We start from the raw sequence: 19,203 nt of genomic DNA, 5'->3' as shown, positions 1-19,203 counted from the left end.
CTTGCTATAACCCCGGCAGGACGCTTGTCGCGTCAAGAATTCGTTCTGTATCCCCGGGGGCTAGGTTGGATCGCACGCAACTCATCAATATTCGCAATGGCCTGACGGGCGCGGGGCGCGGCAACCTCGGCGTGCCGCTGCTGCTGCTCGTGATGATGGGCATGATGATGCTGTCGGTGCCGCCGTTCCTCCTGGATCTGCTGTTCACCTTCAACATCGCGCTGTCAATCGTCGTGCTGCTGGTCAGCGTCTATGCGTTGCGCCCGCTGGATTTCGCGGTGTTCCCGACGATTCTGCTGGTCGCCACGCTGATGCGTCTGGCGTTGAACGTGGCGTCGACGCGGGTGGTGTTGATCAACGGCCATGAAGGCGGCTCCGCTGCCGGCCATGTGATCGAAGCCTTCGGCAATGTGGTGATCGGTGGCAACTACGTCGTCGGTATCGTGGTGTTCGCGATCCTGATGATCATCAACTTCGTCGTGGTGACCAAGGGTGCCGGCCGCATCTCGGAAGTCAGCGCGCGTTTCACCCTCGATGCCATGCCTGGCAAGCAGATGGCGATCGACGCCGACCTCAACGCCGGCCTGATCGACCAGGAAGAAGCCAAGAAGCGCCGTACCGAAGTGTCCTCGGAAGCTGATTTCTACGGTTCCATGGACGGTGCGTCGAAGTTCGTCCGCGGTGACGCCATCGCCGGCCTGCTGATCCTGTTCATCAACCTCATCGGTGGTATCGCCATCGGTATCGCGCAGCACCAGATGAGCTTCAGCGAAGCCGGCCAGGTGTACGCGCTGCTGACCATCGGTGACGGTCTGGTGGCGCAGATTCCATCGCTGCTGCTGTCGACGGCGGCGGCGATCATGGTTACCCGCGTGACCAGTTCCGAGGACATGGGGCAGCAGGTGCAGCGGCAGATGTTCGCTTCCCCCAAGGCGCTGGCGGTGTCGGCGGCGATCATGATCGCGATGGGCCTGGTGCCGGGCATGCCGCATTTCTCCTTTCTGGGTCTCGGGGCGGCTGCCGCGGCTGGCGCCTACTGGATCTGGCATCGGCAGAAGCAGGCGGTCAAGAAGACCGAGCAGGAAGTGCAGAAGCAGCAGGAGATGTTGCCGGCCCAGCGCGCGGCCGAGACCAAGGAGCTTGGCTGGGACGATGTGACTCCGGTGGACATGGTCGGTCTGGAAGTGGGTTATCGCCTGATTCCGCTGGTGGATCGCAACCAGGGTGGCCAGCTGTTGGCGCGTATCAAGGGCGTTCGCAAGAAGCTTTCGCAGGATCTGGGTTTTCTCATGCCGTCGGTGCATATCCGCGACAACCTCGATCTGCTGCCCAACGCCTATCGACTGACGCTGATGGGTGTGAGCCTGGCCGAAGCCGAGGTCTACCCGGATCGCGAGCTGGCGATCAACCCAGGGCAGGTGTTCGGTCCGCTCAACGGTATCGCCGCTAGGGATCCGGCGTTCGGTCTGGAGGCTGTCTGGATTGAAGCGAGCCAGCGCGACCAGGCGCAGTCGCTCGGCTATACCGTGGTGGATGCGAGTACCGTCGTCGCCACGCACCTCAACCAGGTTCTGCACAAGCATGCCCATGAGCTGCTCGGGCATGAAGAGGTTCAGCAGCTGCTGCAGCTGCTGGCCAAGAGTTCGCCCAAGCTGGCCGAGGAGCTGGTGCCGGGCATGGTGTCGCTTTCGACGCTGCTCAAGGTGCTGCAGGCGCTGCTGCAGGAGCAGGTGCCGGTACGCGACATCCGCACCATCGCCGAGGCCATCGCTAACGTGGCCGCCAAGAGTCAAGATCCCGCCGCAATGGTGGCCGCGGTCCGTGTCGCGCTGTCGCGCGCAATCGTGCAAAACGTTGTGGGACTAGAGCCGGAGCTCCCTGTGATCACCCTCGAGCCCCGGTTGGAACAGATCTTGCTCAATAGCTTGCAGAAGGCCAATCAGGGCTCCGACGACGGCATTTTGCTCGAGCCCGGAATGGCCGAAAAGTTGCAACGGTCCCTGGTAGAAGCGGCACAGCGTCAAGAAATGCTCGGCAAGCCAGCGATTCTGCTGGTGGCCGGCCCGGTCAGGGCGATGCTGTCGCGATTTGCGCGTCTGGCGGTGCCGAACATCCATGTTCTGGCCTACCAGGAAATACCGGACAACAAGCAGGTCACCATCGTCTCGACGGTGGGTCAGAATTAACCGAGGGTGCAGGCCATGCAGGTCAAACGTTTCTTCGCCGCCGATATGCGCATCGCCATGAAAATGGTGCGTGACGAGCTGGGCGCCGATGCCGTGATCATCGGCAATCGCCGGGTCGCCGGCGGCGTCGAGCTGACGGCTGTCCTCGACTACCCGATGCAGTCCGCGCCGGCGGCAGCCAAGCCGAATGCCGCGCTGGAGGCCGAATTGCGCAAGACGCAGTCGCGCCTGGCCAGTGCCCATGCCGAGCTGAGTGCCGCACCCCGCGCGAAGATGCAGGATCGTCAACTGGTTGACGAGAAGCCAGCCGCTGCGGCCAGCAAGCCGCAACCTGCCGCGGTGGCCGAGCCAGCCGCTGCGGTGGACGCCCGCGCGATCGAGGCGATGTATTCGGAACTGCACGGCCTGCGCGAGCTGATCGAAGTGCAGCTCGGTTCGATCGCCTGGGGCCAGGAGCAGAGCCGCCGCCCGCAGCAGGCAGGCCTGTGGCGTCGCCTGCAGCGTCTGGGTCTGCCGGCGGAACTGTCGCGCAGCCTGCTGGACAAGGTCGCCGCCATCACTGATGCGCGTCAGGCCTGGCGCATGGTTCTGGCGCATCTGGCGCAGGCCATCAAGGTCAGCAAGAACGAGCCGCTGGAAGAGGGCGGGGTGATTGCCCTGGTCGGGCCCGCGGGCGTTGGCAAGACCACCACGCTGGCCAAGCTTGCCGCTCGCTATGTGCTGAAGTACGGCGCGCAGAGCATCGCTCTGGCGAGCATGGACAACTACCGCATCGGCGCCCAGGAGCAGCTCAAGACGCTTGGCCGCATCCTCGACGTACCGGTGCTGCAACTCGATCCGAGCGAGCCTCTGAGCAAGTCACTGGCTTCGCTGGCGCGCAAGCGGGTGATCCTGATCGACACTGCCGGCCTGCCCGCCAGCGATCCGACGCTGCGCATGCAGCTGCAGGCGCTTTCGGACAAGGGTGTCAAATCGAAGAATTACCTGGTGCTGGCGGCAACCAGCCAGAGCCAGGTGCTCAAGGCGGCATGGCACAACTATCGTCGTTGCGGCCTGGCTGGCTGTATTCTGACCAAGTTGGATGAGGCGGGCAGCCTCGGTGATGTGCTCGGGCTCACAATCAGCCAGCACTTGCCGATAGCCTACCTCGCGGACGGCCCGCGCATTCCGGACGACCTGCATCTGCCGCGTAGCCATCAGCTGGTGAGCCGTGCGGTGAGTTTGCAATCCGGCGAGGAACCGAGCGAGGAAACCATGGCCGATATGTTCGCCGGGTTGTACAACGGTTCGTCACGGCGGGCTGGATGATGTGCCGACAGCGGTACCAGAATGAATCAGATGCGTGCCCCGCGTGCGCATCGCCGGCCGAAAGGCCCCAGCAAGATATAGGCGTGTGAACATGGGTATGCATCCCGTACAGGTGATTGCGGTGACCGGCGGCAAGGGTGGCGTCGGCAAGACCAACGTGTCGGTCAATCTGGCGCTGGCCCTGGCCGATCTCGGTCGGCGCGTGGTGCTGCTCGACGCCGACCTCGGCTTGGCCAACGTCGACGTGCTGCTGGGTCTGACCAGCAAGCGCACCCTGGCCGACGTAATCGCCGGCGAGTGCGATCTGCGTGACGTGCTCATCCAGGGGCCAGGTGGCATTCGCATCGTGCCGGCAGCGTCCGGTACCCAGAGCATGGTGCAACTGTCGTCCCTGCAGCACGCAGGGCTGATCCAGGCATTCAGCGAGATGGGCGACGAGATCGATGTGCTGATCATCGACACCGCGGCCGGTATCGGCGACTCGGTAGTCAGCTTCGTGCGCGCCGCGCAGGAGGTGCTGCTGGTGGTCACCGACGAGCCGACATCGATCACGGACGCCTATGCGCTGATCAAGCTGCTCAATCGTGACTACGGCATCAGCCGCTTCCGCGTGCTGGCCAACATGGCCCATGCGCCGCAAGAAGGTCGCAACCTGTTCGCCAAACTGACCAAGGTTACCGAACGGTTTCTCGATGTCGCATTGCAGTACGTCGGCGCCGTGCCTTACGACGAGGCCGTGCGCAAGGCGGTACAGAAACAGCGTGCGGTCTATGAAGCGTATCCGCGCTCGAAATGTGCACTAGCCTTCAAGGCGATCGCGCAGAAGGTCGATACCTGGCCGCTGCCGGCGACACCGCGGGGCCATCTCGAATTCTTCGTAGAGCGCCTCATCAGCCCCGCTTCACCCAGCCACGAATGACAGGTGCCGGATCCGCTATGTATTACAGCAAGGCTCAGGCAAAGGATGCGCAGTACCGCCTGATCGATCAGTACGCCCCGTTGGTCAAGCGAATCGCTTACCACCTGTTGGCGCGCCTGCCTGCCAGTGTGCAGGTGGACGATCTGATCCAGGCTGGAATGATCGGACTGCTGGAAGCAGCGAAGAAATACGACGCCGGCAAAGGTGCCAGTTTCGAAACCTACGCCGGTATCCGCATCCGCGGCACCATGCTCGACGAAGTTCGCAAGGGGGACTGGGCGCCGCGCTCGGTGCACCGCAACTCGCGCATGGTCAGCGAGGCGATCCGCGCCATCGAGGCGAAAACCGGGCGTGACGCTAAAGATCACGAGGTTGCGGCCGAACTTAAGCTTAGCCTCGACGAGTATTACGCCATTCTCGGCGACACGCTGGGCAGCCGCCTCTTCAGCTTTGACGATCTGCTGCAGGAAGGCGAGCACGGCGAACTGCAGGAAGACGCGAGCAGCACCCATCCGGAACCGTTTCGCGATCTGGAGGACGAGCGTTTCCAGCAGGCGCTGGCCGATGCCATCGGTAATCTGCCCGAACGCGAGAAGCTGGTGCTGTCGCTGTATTACGACGAAGAGTTGAACTTGAAGGAAATTGGTCAGGTGCTGGGAGTCAGCGAGTCGCGTGTGAGCCAGTTGCATAGCCAGTGTGCTGCGCGCTTGCGTGCACGCCTCGGCGAATGGCGCGCCAATTGACAATTGTTTGCGGTATGACGTGCTCGGTTTGCTGAGGCATTTTGGGACTTACGGAGGTCGACTTGGACAAGAACATGAAAATCCTCATCGTCGATGACTTCTCGACGATGAGACGAATCATCAAGAACCTCTTGCGTGATCTGGGGTTCACCAACACCGCCGAGGCGGACGACGGCACCACCGCACTGCCGATGCTGAAAAGCGGCAGCTTCGATTTCCTGGTCACCGACTGGAACATGCCGGGCATGAGCGGTATCGATCTGCTGCGCACAGTGCGCGCGGACGAGCGCCTCAAGCATCTGCCGGTACTGATGGTGACCGCCGAGGCGAAGCGCGATCAGATCATCGAAGCGGCCCAGGCCGGGGTCAATGGCTATGTGGTCAAACCCTTCACCGCCCAGGTGCTCAAGGAAAAGATCGAGAAGATCTTCGAGCGCGTCAACGGCTGAAGCAGTAACGCCGCGAGGGCACTATGACGCAAGCAGACCAAAGCCTGGCAGAGTTCGAAGCGACTCTGAAGGCCAATGCACCCCGCCTGATTGAAAGCCTGCAGCAAGGCCGCTTCGATGAAGCGACGCAGATGTTCAACGAGCTCAATCAGGTGCGCAACAACGGGCTCTATCAGGAAGTGGGCAAGCTCACGCGCGAGCTGCACAACGCCATCGTCAAGCTCGAGATGGACACCTGCGCCACGGGCGGCGACCCGTCACCGATCACCGATGCCACTGACCGTCTGTCCTACGTGGTGGAAATGACCGAGAAAGCCGCCAATCGCACCATGGACCTGGTCGAGGAATCGGCCCCGCTGGTGAACTATGTCAGCTACGAGGCCCAGAGCCTGACGGCCGATTGGCAGCGCTTCATGCGCCGTGACATGAATGCCGAGCAGTTCCGCGATCTGGTCAAGCGCATCGACCAGTACCTGCAGCGCAGCATGAACGATGGCAGCCAGCTTTCGCAGAATCTCAGCGAGATCATGCTGGCCCAGGACTTCCAGGATCTAACCGGCCAGGTGATCAAGCGGGTGACCCGACTGATCACCGAGCTTGAAAGCAACCTGCTCAATCTCGTCCTCATGGCGGGGCAGGTGGACCGCGTTGCCGGCATCCAGCACGACCGCGATGCCATGCGCGCCGAGCAAGAGAAGAAAAAACAAGAAAAAATGCCTTCCAACGGTGAAGGTCCGCAGATGCATGCCGATATGCGTGAAGATGTCGTTTCCGGCCAGGACGATGTCGATGATCTGCTTTCAAGCCTGGGCTTTTAGGGGAAGTGAATATTAACCCGGCAATCAAATACACCAAATCATGCTGCGTAGGCGATACGTGGATGCCGGAAATAAGAACGGATTCTTTGAGGGCGTAATTGCAATCGTCTCATGACCGAGCGAACACGCCTTTCCAGTTCGTCCTGATTACGCGCCGGCAAGCCCGTGCGAACCTGATGTTTCAAATCACAATTCAAATACTCGTCAGGGTTCAACTCCGGGGCGTAGGCCGGCAAGAAGAACAGTTCGATTTGCTCTTTGCGGTCGCCAACCCAGGCGCTCACCTTTTTGCTGTGGTGTACGCGCAGGTTGTCGAGAATCAGGAACACCTTGCGGCCCTGAGCATCGCGAATCAGGCGACTCAGGAAGCGAATCAGCACTGGGGCTGTCAGCGTTTCCCGATACAGCATGAAGCGCAGTTTGCCCCGATTGGTCACGGTGGAAATCATGTTGGTGGAAAAACGACTGCCGCTGACCAGGCGCACCGGCGTTTCGCCAATAGGGGCGTAGCTGCGGCCAGCATGGCTGTCACTGCGCATACCGGTTTCGTCGCCCCACTGAATCTCACCATTCTCAGCCTTGGCCCGCTGTGCGATGCGTGGATATTCATTATCCAGCCAGTGCTGAACCACTTCAGGTTTCTGCTGATAAGCCCGATGCAGTGGGCGCTGCGGGGTGTAGCCCCAACGCTTGAGGTATTCACCAACCGTTCGAACCGGCATGAGAAAACCACAGCGCTGGCGGATCAGTTCTCGCACCGCATCACGCGTCCAGAGCGCAAAGCCGAGCTTGAGTTGGTCGGGCATCTTATCGGTCATCAAGGTGCGAATCAGCACTTCCTGGCTGGAGCTCAAACTGCGGCGATCACCCTGGCGCACACCACGCTGGCCGCCGGCAATGGCAGCCTTTTCGCCTTTATGTTCTGCGACCTGCGCCCAGTGAGCAATAGTGCGGGGGTGAACACCAACCGCTTCGCCAATAGCCTTGTAGGTGTAACCCTGCTCACGCATGCGTAGGGCCGTGGAGCGCTTTTCACGTTGTTCTTGGGGGCTGAGTTTACGGGCATCTATTTTCATGGAGACAGATTATCTAATATGCCCTATTTATTTGCCAGGTTAATATGAGCTTCGACGCCGATGAAGAAATCCTCCAGGACTTCCTGGTAGAGGCCGGCGAGATTCTCGAACTATTGTCCGAGCAACTCGTGGAGCTGGAAAGCAGCCCCGATGACATGGCGTTGCTCAATGCGATTTTTCGCGGGTTCCACACGGTCAAGGGCGGTGCAGGCTTCCTTCAGCTTCATGAGCTGGTGGAGTGCTGCCATATCGCCGAAAACGTCTTCGACATCCTGCGCAAGGGTGAGCGTCGCGTCGATTCCGAACTGATGGATGTCGTTCTGCAGGCGCTGGACGCCGTGAACGAAATGTTCAGTCAGGTCCGCGAACGCGTCGAGCCGACGCCAGCCTCACCCGAGCTGCTGGCTGCGCTTGCGCGCCTCGCCGAGCCCGCTTCCGCCGATGCGGCGCCAGTCGTTCCGGCTGCCCCGCAGGTGGTCGCCGAGCCTGAGGCCGAGCCCGCTGGCGCCGATAGCGAGTTCGAGCAGTTGCTCGACGCGATCCAGCCGGCTGCGAGCGAGACGGCTGCGAGCGAGGCCGAACACGGCCCCGTCACCGACGAGATCACCGACGACGAATTCGAGTCGCTGCTCGATCAGTTGCATGGCAAGGGCCAGTTCTCGGCACCGGCTAGCGCCGCAGCGCCTGCGGTACCTGTTGCGCCAGATGCAGCCGCTGCAAAGACCGGTGATGAAATCACCGATGAGGAATTCGAAGCACTTCTCGACCAGCTGCACGGCAAGGGCAAGTTCGAGCCAGTCGGCTCGGTCGCCGGCTCGTCGGCCGAAGCGGCCGGCGCCGAGTCCGCCAAGGACAGTGCGCCCGCGGCGTCCAGCGACGAAATAACCGACGACGAGTTCGAAGCGCTGCTCGATCAGCTGCACGGCAAGGGCAAGTTCGAGCCGGCGGTCGCCGATGCGTCCCCGGCCGAGCCCGTTGCGGCAGCCCCGGCAAAGGCGGCACCCAAGGCGGAGCCCGCACGTGCCGCTGCGCCAGCCAAGCCGGCCGCGGCAGCAAGCAAGGCGGCCGCTCCGGCACCGGCCGCGGCGGACAAGGCTCCGGCCGAAGTCGAGACGACCGTGCGTGTCGATACCGCGCGCCTCGACGAGATCATGAACATGGTCGGCGAACTGGTGCTGGTCCGTAACCGCCTGGTGCGCCTGGGTTCCAATAGCGGCGACGAGGCGATGGCCAAGGCCGTTTCCAACCTCGACGTGGTCACCGCCGACCTGCAGAGCGCGGTGATGAAGACCCGCATGCAGCCGATCAAGAAAGTGTTCGGTCGCTTCCCGCGACTGGTTCGCGATCTGGCGCGCAGCCTGAAGAAAGAGATCAACCTGGAGCTGGTGGGCGAGGAAACCGACCTCGACAAGAACCTGGTCGAGGCCCTGGCCGATCCGCTGGTGCACCTGGTGCGCAACGCCGTCGACCACGGTATCGAGATGCCGGAGGAGCGCGAGGCCGCCGGCAAGCCGCGTACCGGTCGAGTGGTGCTGTCTGCCGAGCAGGAAGGCGACCATATCCTGCTGGTCATCAGTGATGACGGCAAGGGTATGGATGCCAACATCCTGCGTGCCAAGGCTGTGGAAAAGGGCATGCTGGAGAAGGATGCCGCAGACCGCCTGAGCGATCTGGAGTGCTACAACCTGATCTTCGCGCCGGGCTTTTCGACCAAGACCGAGATTTCCGACGTGTCCGGCCGCGGCGTCGGCATGGACGTGGTCAAGACCAAGATTTCCCAGCTCAACGGTACGGTCAACGTGTTCTCCACCAAGGGCCAGGGCTCGAAGGTGGTGATCAAGGTGCCGCTGACCCTGGCAATCATGCCGACGCTGATGGTGATGCTTGGCAACCAGGCGTTCGCCTTCCCGCTGGTCAACGTCAACGAGATCTTCCACCTGGACCTGTCGCGTACCAACGTCGTCGACGGTCAGGAAGTGGTGATCGTGCGCGACAAGGCGCTGCCGTTGTTCTACCTCAAGCGCTGGCTGGTCCATGACGCCGCTCAGGAAGAGCAGCGCGAAGGTCACGTGGTGATTCTCAGCGTCGGCAACCAGAGCATCGGCTTCGTCGTCGATCAGCTGGTTGGCCAGGAAGAGGTGGTTATCAAGCCACTGGGCAAGATGCTGCAGGGTACGCCCGGCATGTCCGGCGCGACCATCACCGGCGATGGCCGCATCGCTCTGATTCTCGATGTGCCCAGCATGCTCAAGCGGTACGCGCGCAGGGTTTGATTCGGTCAGGCAGCGCCGCCTGTGTGCGGCGCTGTCGCTAGGAGTGATGTATGGCAGTCAAGGTCCTGGTCGTCGACGATTCCGGTTTCTTTCGCCGGCGTGTCTCGGAAATCCTTTCCTCTGATCCCAATATCCAGGTCGTCGGCACCGCCACCAACGGGCGTGAGGCGATCGATCAGGTGCTGGCGCTGAAGCCGGACGTCATCACCATGGATTACGAGATGCCGATGATGGACGGCATCACCGCGGTCCGGCAGATCATGCAGCGCTGTCCCACGCCGGTGCTGATGTTTTCCTCGCTGACGCACGAAGGCGCGCGGGTCACCCTCGATGCGCTGGATGCCGGCGCGGTGGACTATCTGCCGAAGAACTTCGAGGACATCTCGCGCAACCCGGACAAGGTCAAGCAGCTGCTGTGCGAAAAGGTGCATACCGTCTCGCGCAGTAACCGTCGCTACAGCACCTTCTGCTCTTCGAGCGTTGCTACGCCTTCGACTTCACCGCGTGGCACGGCTTCGGCGCTGCCCGCTTCGACTGCGCCTCGTGCGGGCAGCGCAGCGGCAACGCCTGCGCCTGCGGCCAGCCGCTCTCCCGCGCCCAAGCGCAAGGCCTACAAGCTGGTGGCGATCGGTACTTCCACCGGTGGCCCGGTGGCGCTGCAGCGTGTGCTGACCCAGCTGCCGGCCAACTTTCCCGCGCCGATCGTGCTGATCCAGCACATGCCGGCGGCTTTCACCAAGGCCTTCGCCGATCGCCTGGACAAGCTCTGCCGTATTCGCGTCAAGGAGGCCGAGGACGGCGATGTGCTGCGCCCAGGGCTCGCATTGCTGGCACCCGGCGGCAAACAGATGATGATCGACGGGCGCGGCGCCGTGCGCATCCTGCCCGGCGATGATCGCCTGAACTACAAGCCCTGTGTCGACGTGACCTTCGGCTCGGCGGCCAAGTCGTTCCACGACAAGGTGCTGGCGGTGGTGCTGACCGGCATGGGCTCCGATGGCCGTGAAGGCGCGCGTCTGCTCAAGCAGAGCGGCAGCCAGGTGTGGGCGCAGGATGAAGCCAGCTGCGTGATCTACGGCATGCCGATGGCGGTGGTGAAGGCCAACCTCAGCGACGCCGTGTACGGTCTGGATGACATCGGCCGCAATCTGGCCGAGGCCTGCATCTGATGGACGTCCTCAGCCTTATCGGGCTGTTGCTTGCGTTCGTCGCCATCGTCGGGGGCAACTTTCTCGAGGGCGGCCATATCTCGGCGTTGCTCAACGGACCGGCAGCATTGATCGTGTTGGGCGGTACGCTGGGCGCGGTGTTGCTGCAGACGCCGATCGCGGTGTTCATGCGGGCGATGAGCATCGGTCGCTGGATCTTCTTTCCGCCGCGCATCGATCTGGCGCGCGGCATTCTCATGGTGACCACCTGGAGCAACACGGCACGCAAGGAGGGGCTGCTCGGCCTCGAGCCCGTCGCCGAGACCGAGCCCGATCCGTACGCGCGCAAAGGCCTGCAACTGCTGGTCGACGGCGCCGAGCCGGAGGTGATCCGCAGCATTCTCGAGGTTGATCTCTATACCCAGGAGGGCCGCGACCTGCGCGCCGCCAAGGTCTACGAGAGCATGGGCGGCTACTCGCCGACCATCGGAATCATCGGTGCGGTGATGGGGCTGATCCATGTGATGGGCAACCTTGCCGATCCCAGTCAGCTGGGCAGCGGTATCGCCGTGGCGTTCGTTGCCACCATCTATGGCGTCGCCTTTGCCAACCTGCTGGTGTTGCCGGTCGGCAATAAGCTCAAGAGCATCGTCCAGCGGCAGACGGCCTACCGCGAGATGCTGCTGGAGGGGGTCCTGTCGATCGCCGAGGGTGAGAACCCGCGCTCCATCGAGATGAAGCTGCAAGGCTTCATGGACTGAGCGCCATGGCCAGACGCAGAGCGCCGGAAGAGCACGAGAACCACGAACGTTGGCTGGTCTCGTATGCTGACTTCATCACCTTGCTGTTCGCCTTTTTCGTGGTGATGTATTCCATTTCCTCGATCAACGAAGGCAAGTACAAGATCCTCTCCGATTCGCTGGTCGGCGTGTTCAACCAGGTCGACCGTTCGGTCAAGCCCATTCCCATCGGTGAAGAGCGACCGCGCACCACCGAGCCCGACGTTTCGCAGGTCGAGGATCTCACCGGTCCCGGCTCCGGGGAGCCGACGCTCGATCCGCTGGAGCGCATCGCACAGAGCATGCGTGAGACATTCGGCGAGCTGATCGCCAATGACCAGCTGACGATTCGGGGCAACGAGCTGTGGATCGAGATAGAGCTCAGCTCCAGCCTGCTGTTTCCCAGCGGCGATGCGTTGCCCAACGATCAGGCGTTCCAGCTGATCGACAAGGTTGCCGGAATTCTGGCTCCGTTCGACAACCCGGTCCACGTCGAAGGCTTCACCGACAATCTGCCCATCAGTACCGACAAGTTTCCGACCAACTGGGAGCTGTCTGCCGCGCGTGCCGGCAGCGTGGTTCGAATGCTGGCGGCACAGGGCGTCAATCCGTCCAGGTTGGCCGCGGTGGGGTATGGTGAGTTTCAGCCTGTGGCGGACAATGCGACTGCCGAGGGACGGGCACGGAATCGCCGTGTGGTGCTGGTAGTGTCGCGCAATCTCGATGTGCGGCGCAGTGTGACCGGCGTAGGCAGCGGCAACGCCCGGCCGAACGAAGCCTTGCGTCGTGCTGGCACACAATCTGCACCAGCCGGGTCCATGTAAGCGCTTCCGGGCGCAGTCGTCAAAACACCGTCGCTCTGCCATTTTCAGGCGGAGCCGTTCCGGTCCATTCGCCGGGTGGATAAGCAATGAGAGTCTGGGCTGTAGCCAATCAAAAGGGTGGAGTGGGCAAGACCACCACGTCGGTCGCGCTGGCAGGTCTGCTGGCGGACTCCGGTAAACGGGTCGTGGTGCTGGATCTGGACCCGCATGGTTCGATGACCAGCTATTTCGGTCACGATCCCGACAATCTGGAGCACAGCGTATTCGACCTGTTCCAGCATCAGGGGACCGTTCCGGAGGGGCTGCCCTGGCAGTTACTGCTGGCCACGAGCCACGAGCGCATCTCGCTGATGCCGTCGAGCACCGTGCTGGCGACACTGGAGCGCCAGTCCCCGGGGCAGAACGGTCTCGGGCTGGTGATCGCCAAGAGTCTTTCTCAGCTCTGGCAGGATTTCGATTACGCGATCATCGACAGTCCGCCACTGCTTGGCGTGCTGATGGTCAATGCCCTGGCGGCGAGCCAGCAGCTGGTGATTCCGGTACAGACCGAGTTCCTGGCGATGAAGGGGCTGGAGCGGATGGTCAGTACGCTGGCGATGATCAACCGGTCGCGCAAGCAGGCGCTGCCGTACACCATCGTGCCGACGCTGTTCGATCGCCGGACCCAGGCGTCGATGAACACGCTCAAGGTGCTGCGTGCCGGTTATGCCGATCACCTGTGGCCGGCCTTCATCCCGGTCGATACTCGCCTGCGCGATGCCAGCCGCGCCGGCCTGACGCCGTCGCAGTTCGACCCGGCCAGCCGGGCGGTGATTGCCTATCGTGCGCTGCTCAAGCATCTGCTGGCGTCGCAAGCCTCACCGCAGGTGGCATGAATGGCATGCCGCTCGGCGGCTGATGGCTCAAGTTTGTCGCGCACATGGCCGATAGCCTGTTCAGATTCTCATCACGAGTTCGCTCCATGAACCGCACCGTTCTCACCGAAACCCGATCCCAGCAGGCGCTGCAGTCCTATCTCGATGGGCTGCTGCAGGATGCTGCCATCGAGCTGGCGGATTCGGTCAGTCAGGATGAATTCAAGGCCGCGGTGCTCGAGGAGCAGCTGCGCGATATCCGGCAAAGCCAACCTCCGCGGCTGGAAATCGTGCCGTCCGCGCCGCCGGTTGCCGTCCCCGAGACGGCTCCTGTCGCTCCGACCCTGGTCGTTGCCGAAGCAGTAGCGGCGCCAGCGGCCCCCGAACCGGTCGTAGAAGTGCTGGTGGCACCGCCGCCTGCCAGCGAACCGCTGGAGGTTCCGGCACAAGCACATCCGGGTTGGGGTGATGAGCCCTTCGAGTGCCTGCTGTTCGATGTCGCCGGCCTGACGCTGGCGGTACCGCTGGTGTGTCTGGGTTCCATCTATCCGCTGGCAGGGCAGGAACTGACCCCACTGTTCGGTCAGCCCAGCTGGTTTCTTGGCATACTGCCGAGCCAGGCGGGCAATCTCAAAGTACTGGATACCGCGCGTTGGGTGATGCCGGACCGTTATCGCGACGATTTTCGTGAGGGCCTGCAGTACGTGATCTCTGTCCAGGGCTACGAGTGGGGGCTGGCGGTGCACCAGGTGAGCCGCTCGATTCGTCTGGACCCTAGCGAGGTGAAGTGGCGCACCCAGCGTCATCAGCGCCCCTGGCTGGCCGGCACGGTGATCGAACACATGTGCGCACTGGTCGACGTGACTGCGCTGGCCGAGCTGATTGCCAGCGGTGCGGTCAAGCATATGCACGACGCGGCGAAGCCGAAAACACATTGACACAACCAACGAGGGGGCCGTGCTTTGCGCGGCCCCACGATAGAATCGACCGCCAAAGCGGTAACTAGAGAAGGTGGGACTATGAAGATGACGTCTGCGCAGGGTTCCGAAGATCCTGTTCTGCAATGGGTGACCTTCCGTCTGGACAACGAGACGTATGGCATTAACGTGATGCAGGTTCAGGAAGTGTTGCGCTATACCGAGATCGCTCCGGTGCCGGGTGCACCTAGCTATGTGCTGGGCATCATCAACCTGCGCGGAAACGTGGTCACGGTCATCGATACCCGCCAGCGCTTCGGTCTGGAGCCGGCGCCGGTGTCGGACAACACCCGCATCGTGATCATCGAAGCCGACCGCCAGGTCATCGGCATCATGGTCGATAGCGTTGCCGAGGTGGTCTACCTCCGCCAGTCCGAGATCGAAACCGCGCCGAACGTGGGCAACGACGAATCCGCCAAGTTCATTCAGGGCGTTTGCAACAAGAACGGCGAGCTGCTGATTCTGGTCGAACTCGACAAGATGATGAGCGAAGAAGAATGGGCCGAGCTTGAGAGCATCTGATACATGCTGATCGCGTCGCTGGTCGCATCGCTGGTTGCGCTGGCCTTCTGCTGTCTGGGACTGCTGGGGTTCTGCCTGTGGCTGCTCAGACGGCAGCGCCTGCTGGCCGAGCAACAGCAGCAGCGTGACGCCAGCAGGGACAAGCGAATCAAGGAGCTGAGCAGCCGTCTGGATGCCTATCTGGAGGGCAGCCTGCGCATGGGCGACGAGCTACGCGAACTGAGCCGTACCGTTGCCCCGTTGCCGGACAAGCTCACTCAGCTGGAGCAGCGCGATCCCAACAACTTCGCGCTGTCCCAGGCCGCCAAGCTGGTCGGCATGGGCGCCAGCATCGACGACCTGACCCAGTCCTGTGGGCTGTCGCAGTCCGAAGCCGAGCTGATGAGCAAGCTGCACAAGGCCCGTCAGAAGCCCTGATCCCGGCTGATCGAGCCCCTCGTCGGCCTGATCGGAACCTCCTGAATCCCCCATATTCCAACACCGTATCGGCTTGGCTTAGCTGAGCGCATCCATGTCCCGGCCTGGGACGAGGAGGGCAAAGATGCGGCGCATACTGGTTGTGCTGTTGGTCGTGGTTTCGTTTGGCGCGCATGCTGCCGAGGCCCCGGACAATGTCGACGGGGCGATGACCGTCAACGTCTTTCAGGCCAAGCGACTGCACGAGCTGGGCGCAGTGTTCATTGACGTCCGTGCTGATCGGGAATGGCTGTGGGGACATGTGGAAGGCGCCGTACATTTCGATCTCGCCAGTGACTTCGTGAGCCTGGCCGGGCCGGAATGGCCCCGCGAGCTGCCGCTGGTGATCTACTGCGACAGCGAAGTCTGCCCGCGCAGCGCGGAAGCGGCGCGCATGGCTGTCAGCTGGGGCTACACGCGGGTGTTCTACTTCCGCTCGGGCTATTTTGCCTGGCAGCTGCACGATTTCCCGCAGGTCACCGGAGAAGACCGGGCGGCCGCCACGCTCAATGCCCAGGCCCACTGAGCAGCGGCAGATTCGCCGCAGAACCGGAGTCGGACGCTGCCTGAAAACCGGGTGGGCACTTGCCCTTGAGGTACCAGGCGAACGCGATGATCTCGGCGATGGTCCGGTACAGGGCCTCGGGAATCTCGTCGCCCAGCTCCAGTCTCGCCAGCAGTTTTACCAGGTCGGCGTTCTCGTAGATCGGCACTTCATGTTCCCGAGCGATCGCAAGAATCGCCTCGGCCAACTCATCGTCACCCTTAGCGCTGAGGCTCGGCGCGTTGACGCCGTCGTAGCTCAGGGCGATGGCTTGGCGCGGCTGCTTGTCGGTCATGCTTTTTCGTCCACGAAACGTTGTTCCAGCGTGGTGCTGGGACCCTGCGGCGGTGTGCCCTGGCGGCAGCTCAGTTCGCCTACGCTCAGCCCGGCCGCTTGCAAGCGCTCGCGCAGATGAGCTAGTTCCTTGGCGACCAGCTGGGCGGTGGCGCTGCGCTCGGCCCAGAGCTGGCTGGACAGCGTTCCGCGCGTCAATTGGGCCTGAACCTGCAACGGCCCGAGCGGAGCGACGTCGAACGCCAGTTCGATCTTCCACAGCGGATCGCCGCGCTCCTTTTCCTGTCGTTTCGGCTGATCTTCGCGCTGCAGCTTGATCTGCAGTGGCACGATGTCGCGGTGGTCCCGCATCGGCAATTCCAGCTGCCAGGTGGTGACCATAGTGCCGTCGGGCCCGACCTGTGTCTGCGCCAGGCTGGAAAGCTGGTGGGTCTGGAGCCTCGATACGGCAGCGGCAGCGAGCTTGAGCAGCATTTCCAGATCGGCTTCTTCCTCGAGACCGGGCGGTAACCTGGCCGGCAGCGGAAAGCCGAGCGCGAGCTGACGCGGACTGTTCTGCGCCAGCGAGCCCAGCGCATGCCGCGCGAAGGCAGGCAGTGCCTGGCCGATGGCGCCGGCCTGCGCTCCCCCCAATGGCGTACTGCCCGGCAGATTGGGCATCTGCGCCAGCAGGCGCAGCAGTCCGGCCTTGAGGTCACCTTGCAGTCCATCGGTATGGCCGGCAAGCAGGCGGGCCTCCAGGAACACGCCGCTCCGAGCCAGCGCTGCTGCCAGCGCCTTGGCGTCGCCCAGCTGCTGCATCTCCGGGATCAGCCCGAGCAGCTTCTCCGCCGCGCCGCGCAGCCCTTCCGGGAGCGCGCCCGGCGCGCCCTGCAGCGCCCTGAACAATCCTTCCAGCGAAGCCTGTCGGTTCTGCTGCGCGCCCAGTTGCTCACCGACATGCAGTTGATCGAGCCGACCGCTCAGTGGCAGAAACGCCAGGGACTGGCTGTCCTTGACCTGCGCCGTCAAAAGACTGCCGAGCGCCAGCGGGTTGGCCGATTCGATGCTGAGTTTCTGCCCGGCAACGGGTGAGTTGAGCAGGCTGACAACGATCTTGAAAGACGTTTGCCCGTCCTCCGTGCGCTGCTGGCTGGTCGCCACGACGCGGCCCTGGATCACGCTGCCTACCGAAAGCTGCTGCAGATCGATCATCGAGGCCGGCTGACGTCCGGCCGCTTGCGGCGTGGCCAGCAGACGGGTATCGGACAATGCGGTGACGACCAGCGCCGTGCCGGGCGCGGCGGGTTTGTTGCTGCTGACTTCTACCGTGGCCTGGCGTCCGCTGCCCATGGTCAGGCGCAACACCAGGCGGAACGCTTCGGCGGCCTCCCTGATGCTGACCACTTCGGCTTCGATCTGCTCGCCAGCTGCCAGCAGGTTCTGCATCGGTTGCAGCACCTTGAGGGCGAGATCCTGTGCCGCTACAGCCGGACGTGTCGCGCTGGTCGGGGGCAGGGCAGTGGTACTCTTGATCTCGGTCATCTTTCCTCAAATGCTCTTACAACCTTTCGCGTTTGCGGCCCTCGGCACCTGGGGTTGCCATGTATAATTCCGCCCGCCTGGCCCTGATGCCTGAGTATAGCGGCCGGGCCTTTTTCATCTTGAGGTGTCGCCAGCCGTGTCAACTCCCTTTCTCGAAGCTGTAGCGCTCGCCTGCGAGCGGGATTGGCGGCTGTTGTTCGACAAGCTCGATCTCCGTCTCGAGCGCGGCGAGATGCTGCAGATATCGGGCCCCAACGGCAGCGGCAAGACCAGCCTGCTACGCCTGCTTTCCGGTTTGATGCAGCCGACCTCCGGCGAGGTGCGGCTCCAGGGGCAGCCGCTGGATGCCCAGCGTGGCGAATTGGCGCGCAACCTGTTGTGGATCGGTCATGCAGCCGGAATCAAGGGGCTGCTGACTGCGGAAGAAAATCTCACCTGGCTCTGCGCTCTGCATCAACCCGCGGGCCGCGACGCGATCTGGCAAGCCCTTGCCGAGGTAGGACTGCGGGGCTTCGAAGACGTGCCCTGTCACACCCTGTCCGCCGGTCAGCAGCGTCGCGTCGGCCTGGCACGGTTGTATCTCTCGCCGCCGCCTTTGTGGATCCTCGATGAACCCTTCACCGCGCTCGACAAGCATGGCGTGGCGCAGTTGGAACGGCATCTGGCAGCCCATTGCGAGCAGGGCGGGCTGGTCGTGCTGACCACCCACCACAGCCTGACGGAGAAGCCTATCGGCTATCGTGAGCTGGATCTGGGGCAGCGGGCCGCATGAGCAGCGTCTTCACTCTCCTGCTGGCGCGCGAGACTCGCCTGTTGTTCCGCCGCCCAGCCGAACTGGCCAACCCGCTGGTCTTCTTCGCCATCGTCATCGCGCTGTTTCCTCTGGCGGTCGGGCCGGAAACGCAATTGCTGCAGACGATTTCGCCGGGACTGGTCTGGGTTGCCGCGCTGCTTGCGGTTCTGCTTTCACTGGATGGCCTGTTCCGCAGCGATTTCGAGGATGGTTCCCTGGAGCAGTGGGTCGTTTCGCCGCACCCGCTCGCGCTTCTGGTGCTCGCCAAGGTGCTGGCACACTGGGCATTTTCCGGCTTGGCGTTGGTCTTGCTGGCGCCCCTGCTGGGGTTGATGCTCGGCCTCCCGCTTGGGACCATCCCGGTGTTGCTGGTATCGCTGCTGCTGGGAACGCCGATCCTCAGCCTGCTCGGTGCGGTCGGTGCGGCGCTTACGGTTGGGCTCAAGCGCGGCGGTTTGCTGCTGGCGCTGCTGATCCTGCCGCTCTACATCCCGGTACTGATCCTTGGCAGTGGTGCACTGCAGGCGGCGCTGCAAGGCCTGCCTGCGGTCGGACACCTGCTCTGGCTGGCCAGCCTGACCGCGCTGGCCGTTACTCTTGCACCCTTTGCGATAGCCGCCGGGCTGAAGATCAGCGTCGGCGAATAGCGATACCCAGATGGCCGGCATGTGCCGGTCGATGTAACGAATTTCGAGGCCTGATCCATCTGGGCCTCG

The 19,203-nt window shown here is 63.0% G+C and carries 20 protein-coding genes; 17 read left to right on the top strand and 3 right to left on the bottom strand.

Annotated features, from left to right (window positions below):
• Positions 1-65: 65 nt before the first annotated feature.
• The 6 genes from flhA (at position 66) to PSTAB_RS12670 (ending at position 6,423) form a co-directional block, all read left to right on the top strand.
• A complete protein-coding gene (flhA, locus tag PSTAB_RS12695) occupies positions 66-2,186 on the top strand; it encodes a flagellar biosynthesis protein FlhA (RefSeq protein ID WP_013983220.1) in 2,121 nt (706 codons plus the stop codon).
• Positions 2,187-2,201: 15 nt separating this feature from the next.
• Positions 2,202-3,494 (top strand): flagellar biosynthesis protein FlhF, encoded by a 1,293-nt coding sequence (gene flhF / locus PSTAB_RS12690; protein ID WP_013983219.1) that lies wholly within the window; start codon positions 2,202-2,204, stop codon positions 3,492-3,494.
• A gap of 91 nt (positions 3,495-3,585) precedes the next feature.
• The gene (fleN, locus tag PSTAB_RS12685) at positions 3,586-4,413 is read left to right on the top strand and encodes a flagellar synthesis regulator FleN (protein WP_013983218.1); all 828 of its coding nucleotides are present in this window, start codon (positions 3,586-3,588) and stop codon (positions 4,411-4,413) included.
• A 17-nt stretch (positions 4,414-4,430) separates the two neighbouring features.
• The gene (gene fliA / locus PSTAB_RS12680) at positions 4,431-5,156 is read left to right on the top strand and encodes an RNA polymerase sigma factor FliA (RefSeq protein ID WP_013983217.1); all 726 of its coding nucleotides are present in this window, start codon (positions 4,431-4,433) and stop codon (positions 5,154-5,156) included.
• A gap of 74 nt (positions 5,157-5,230) precedes the next feature.
• Complete coding sequence (locus PSTAB_RS12675) at positions 5,231-5,605, top strand: chemotaxis response regulator CheY (protein ID WP_011913679.1); 375 nt, start codon at positions 5,231-5,233, stop codon at positions 5,603-5,605.
• Positions 5,606-5,628: 23 nt separating this feature from the next.
• The gene (locus PSTAB_RS12670; RefSeq protein ID WP_011913678.1) at positions 5,629-6,423 is read left to right on the top strand and encodes a protein phosphatase CheZ; all 795 of its coding nucleotides are present in this window, start codon (positions 5,629-5,631) and stop codon (positions 6,421-6,423) included.
• Positions 6,424-6,461: 38 nt separating this feature from the next.
• On the opposite strand, the gene PSTAB_RS12665 is transcribed toward PSTAB_RS12670, so the two are convergent.
• The gene (locus tag PSTAB_RS12665; protein WP_013982509.1) at positions 6,462-7,499 is read right to left on the bottom strand and encodes an IS630-like element ISPa47 family transposase; all 1,038 of its coding nucleotides are present in this window, start codon (positions 7,497-7,499) and stop codon (positions 6,462-6,464) included.
• 44 nt (positions 7,500-7,543) lie between these two features.
• On the opposite strand from PSTAB_RS12665, the gene PSTAB_RS12660 reads away from it, so the two are divergent.
• The 9 genes from PSTAB_RS12660 (at position 7,544) to PSTAB_RS12620 (ending at position 15,858) form a co-directional block, all read left to right on the top strand.
• Positions 7,544-9,772 carry a chemotaxis protein CheA gene (locus PSTAB_RS12660; RefSeq protein WP_011913677.1) on the top strand — a complete coding sequence of 743 codons (2,229 nt, stop codon included), beginning with the start codon at positions 7,544-7,546 and terminating at the stop codon, positions 9,770-9,772.
• Between the two features lie 50 nt (positions 9,773-9,822).
• Positions 9,823-10,941, top strand: coding sequence for a protein-glutamate methylesterase/protein-glutamine glutaminase (locus tag PSTAB_RS12655; protein ID WP_013983216.1), 1,119 nt, complete (start codon positions 9,823-9,825; stop codon positions 10,939-10,941).
• Positions 10,941-11,681 carry a flagellar motor protein gene (locus tag PSTAB_RS12650; protein ID WP_013983215.1) on the top strand — a complete coding sequence of 247 codons (741 nt, stop codon included), beginning with the start codon at positions 10,941-10,943 and terminating at the stop codon, positions 11,679-11,681. Before PSTAB_RS12655 ends, PSTAB_RS12650 begins: the two co-directional genes overlap by 1 nt.
• A 5-nt stretch (positions 11,682-11,686) precedes the next feature.
• On the top strand, positions 11,687-12,523 hold the full coding sequence (motD, locus tag PSTAB_RS12645) for a flagellar motor protein MotD (RefSeq protein ID WP_013983214.1): 837 nt from the start codon (positions 11,687-11,689) through the stop codon (positions 12,521-12,523).
• An 86-nt stretch (positions 12,524-12,609) separates the two neighbouring features.
• Positions 12,610-13,398, top strand: a complete 789-nt coding sequence (locus PSTAB_RS12640) for a ParA family protein (protein ID WP_011913673.1) — start codon at positions 12,610-12,612, stop codon at positions 13,396-13,398.
• An 86-nt stretch (positions 13,399-13,484) separates the two neighbouring features.
• The gene (locus PSTAB_RS12635) at positions 13,485-14,315 is read left to right on the top strand and encodes a CheW domain-containing protein (RefSeq protein ID WP_013983212.1); all 831 of its coding nucleotides are present in this window, start codon (positions 13,485-13,487) and stop codon (positions 14,313-14,315) included.
• A gap of 81 nt (positions 14,316-14,396) precedes the next feature.
• Entirely contained in the window at positions 14,397-14,876 is a 480-nt protein-coding gene (locus PSTAB_RS12630; protein ID WP_003296576.1) for a chemotaxis protein CheW, read from the top strand.
• A 3-nt stretch (positions 14,877-14,879) separates the two neighbouring features.
• A complete protein-coding gene (locus PSTAB_RS12625) occupies positions 14,880-15,293 on the top strand; it encodes a DUF2802 domain-containing protein (RefSeq protein WP_011913671.1) in 414 nt (137 codons plus the stop codon).
• Positions 15,294-15,417: 124 nt separating this feature from the next.
• Complete coding sequence (locus PSTAB_RS12620) at positions 15,418-15,858, top strand: rhodanese-like domain-containing protein (RefSeq protein ID WP_011913670.1); 441 nt, start codon at positions 15,418-15,420, stop codon at positions 15,856-15,858.
• On the opposite strand, the gene PSTAB_RS12615 is transcribed toward PSTAB_RS12620, so the two are convergent.
• Both PSTAB_RS12615 and fliK read right to left on the bottom strand, forming a co-directional pair.
• The gene (locus tag PSTAB_RS12615) at positions 15,839-16,171 is read right to left on the bottom strand and encodes an EscU/YscU/HrcU family type III secretion system export apparatus switch protein (RefSeq protein ID WP_013983211.1); all 333 of its coding nucleotides are present in this window, start codon (positions 16,169-16,171) and stop codon (positions 15,839-15,841) included. The two genes, PSTAB_RS12620 and PSTAB_RS12615, sit on opposite strands and share 20 nt — an antisense overlap.
• The gene (fliK, locus tag PSTAB_RS12610) at positions 16,168-17,694 is read right to left on the bottom strand and encodes a flagellar hook-length control protein FliK (RefSeq protein WP_013983210.1); all 1,527 of its coding nucleotides are present in this window, start codon (positions 17,692-17,694) and stop codon (positions 16,168-16,170) included. The genes PSTAB_RS12615 and fliK overlap by 4 nt, the downstream gene beginning before the upstream one ends.
• Positions 17,695-17,830: 136 nt before the next feature.
• Between fliK and ccmA the strand changes: the two genes are divergently transcribed.
• On the top strand, positions 17,831-18,466 hold the full coding sequence (gene ccmA, locus PSTAB_RS12605; protein ID WP_011913667.1) for a cytochrome c biogenesis heme-transporting ATPase CcmA: 636 nt from the start codon (positions 17,831-17,833) through the stop codon (positions 18,464-18,466).
• Positions 18,463-19,134, top strand: coding sequence for a heme exporter protein CcmB (gene ccmB, locus PSTAB_RS12600; protein ID WP_013983209.1), 672 nt, complete (start codon positions 18,463-18,465; stop codon positions 19,132-19,134). The genes ccmA and ccmB overlap by 4 nt, the downstream gene beginning before the upstream one ends.
• Positions 19,135-19,203: the final 69 nt, after the last annotated feature.

Origin of the sequence: Stutzerimonas stutzeri, from assembly GCF_000219605.1 — a bacterium.
GTDB classification, from domain to species: Bacteria; Pseudomonadota; Gammaproteobacteria; order Pseudomonadales; family Pseudomonadaceae; genus Stutzerimonas; species Stutzerimonas stutzeri.
This window is presented reverse-complemented; position numbering and strand designations above follow the sequence as displayed.

Bases quoted from the DNA above. Each gene is read 5' to 3' on its own strand.
- PSTAB_RS12655 (WP_013983216.1), top strand. From the start codon at position 9,823: ATGGCAGTCAAGGTCCTGGTCGTCGACGATTCCGGTTTCTTTCGCCGG.
- flhF (WP_013983219.1), top strand. From the start codon at position 2,202: ATGCAGGTCAAACGTTTCTTCGCCGCCGATATGCGCATCGCCATGAAA.
- PSTAB_RS12635 (WP_013983212.1), top strand. From the start codon at position 13,485: ATGAACCGCACCGTTCTCACCGAAACCCGATCCCAGCAGGCGCTGCAG.
- PSTAB_RS12665 (WP_013982509.1), bottom strand. From the start codon at position 7,499: ATGAAAATAGATGCCCGTAAACTCAGCCCCCAAGAACAACGTGAAAAG.
- PSTAB_RS12615 (WP_013983211.1), bottom strand. From the start codon at position 16,171: ATGACCGACAAGCAGCCGCGCCAAGCCATCGCCCTGAGCTACGACGGC.
- motD (WP_013983214.1), top strand. From the start codon at position 11,687: ATGGCCAGACGCAGAGCGCCGGAAGAGCACGAGAACCACGAACGTTGG.
- PSTAB_RS12675 (WP_011913679.1), top strand. From the start codon at position 5,231: ATGAAAATCCTCATCGTCGATGACTTCTCGACGATGAGACGAATCATC.
- PSTAB_RS12630 (WP_003296576.1), top strand. From the start codon at position 14,397: ATGAAGATGACGTCTGCGCAGGGTTCCGAAGATCCTGTTCTGCAATGG.
- fliK (WP_013983210.1), bottom strand. From the start codon at position 17,694: ATGACCGAGATCAAGAGTACCACTGCCCTGCCCCCGACCAGCGCGACA.
- PSTAB_RS12625 (WP_011913671.1), top strand. From the start codon at position 14,880: ATGCTGATCGCGTCGCTGGTCGCATCGCTGGTTGCGCTGGCCTTCTGC.
- PSTAB_RS12660 (WP_011913677.1), top strand. From the start codon at position 7,544: ATGAGCTTCGACGCCGATGAAGAAATCCTCCAGGACTTCCTGGTAGAG.
- PSTAB_RS12670 (WP_011913678.1), top strand. From the start codon at position 5,629: ATGACGCAAGCAGACCAAAGCCTGGCAGAGTTCGAAGCGACTCTGAAG.
- fleN (WP_013983218.1), top strand. From the start codon at position 3,586: ATGGGTATGCATCCCGTACAGGTGATTGCGGTGACCGGCGGCAAGGGT.
- PSTAB_RS12620 (WP_011913670.1), top strand. From the start codon at position 15,418: ATGCGGCGCATACTGGTTGTGCTGTTGGTCGTGGTTTCGTTTGGCGCG.
- fliA (WP_013983217.1), top strand. From the start codon at position 4,431: ATGTATTACAGCAAGGCTCAGGCAAAGGATGCGCAGTACCGCCTGATC.
- PSTAB_RS12650 (WP_013983215.1), top strand. From the start codon at position 10,941: ATGGACGTCCTCAGCCTTATCGGGCTGTTGCTTGCGTTCGTCGCCATC.
- PSTAB_RS12640 (WP_011913673.1), top strand. From the start codon at position 12,610: ATGAGAGTCTGGGCTGTAGCCAATCAAAAGGGTGGAGTGGGCAAGACC.
- ccmB (WP_013983209.1), top strand. From the start codon at position 18,463: ATGAGCAGCGTCTTCACTCTCCTGCTGGCGCGCGAGACTCGCCTGTTG.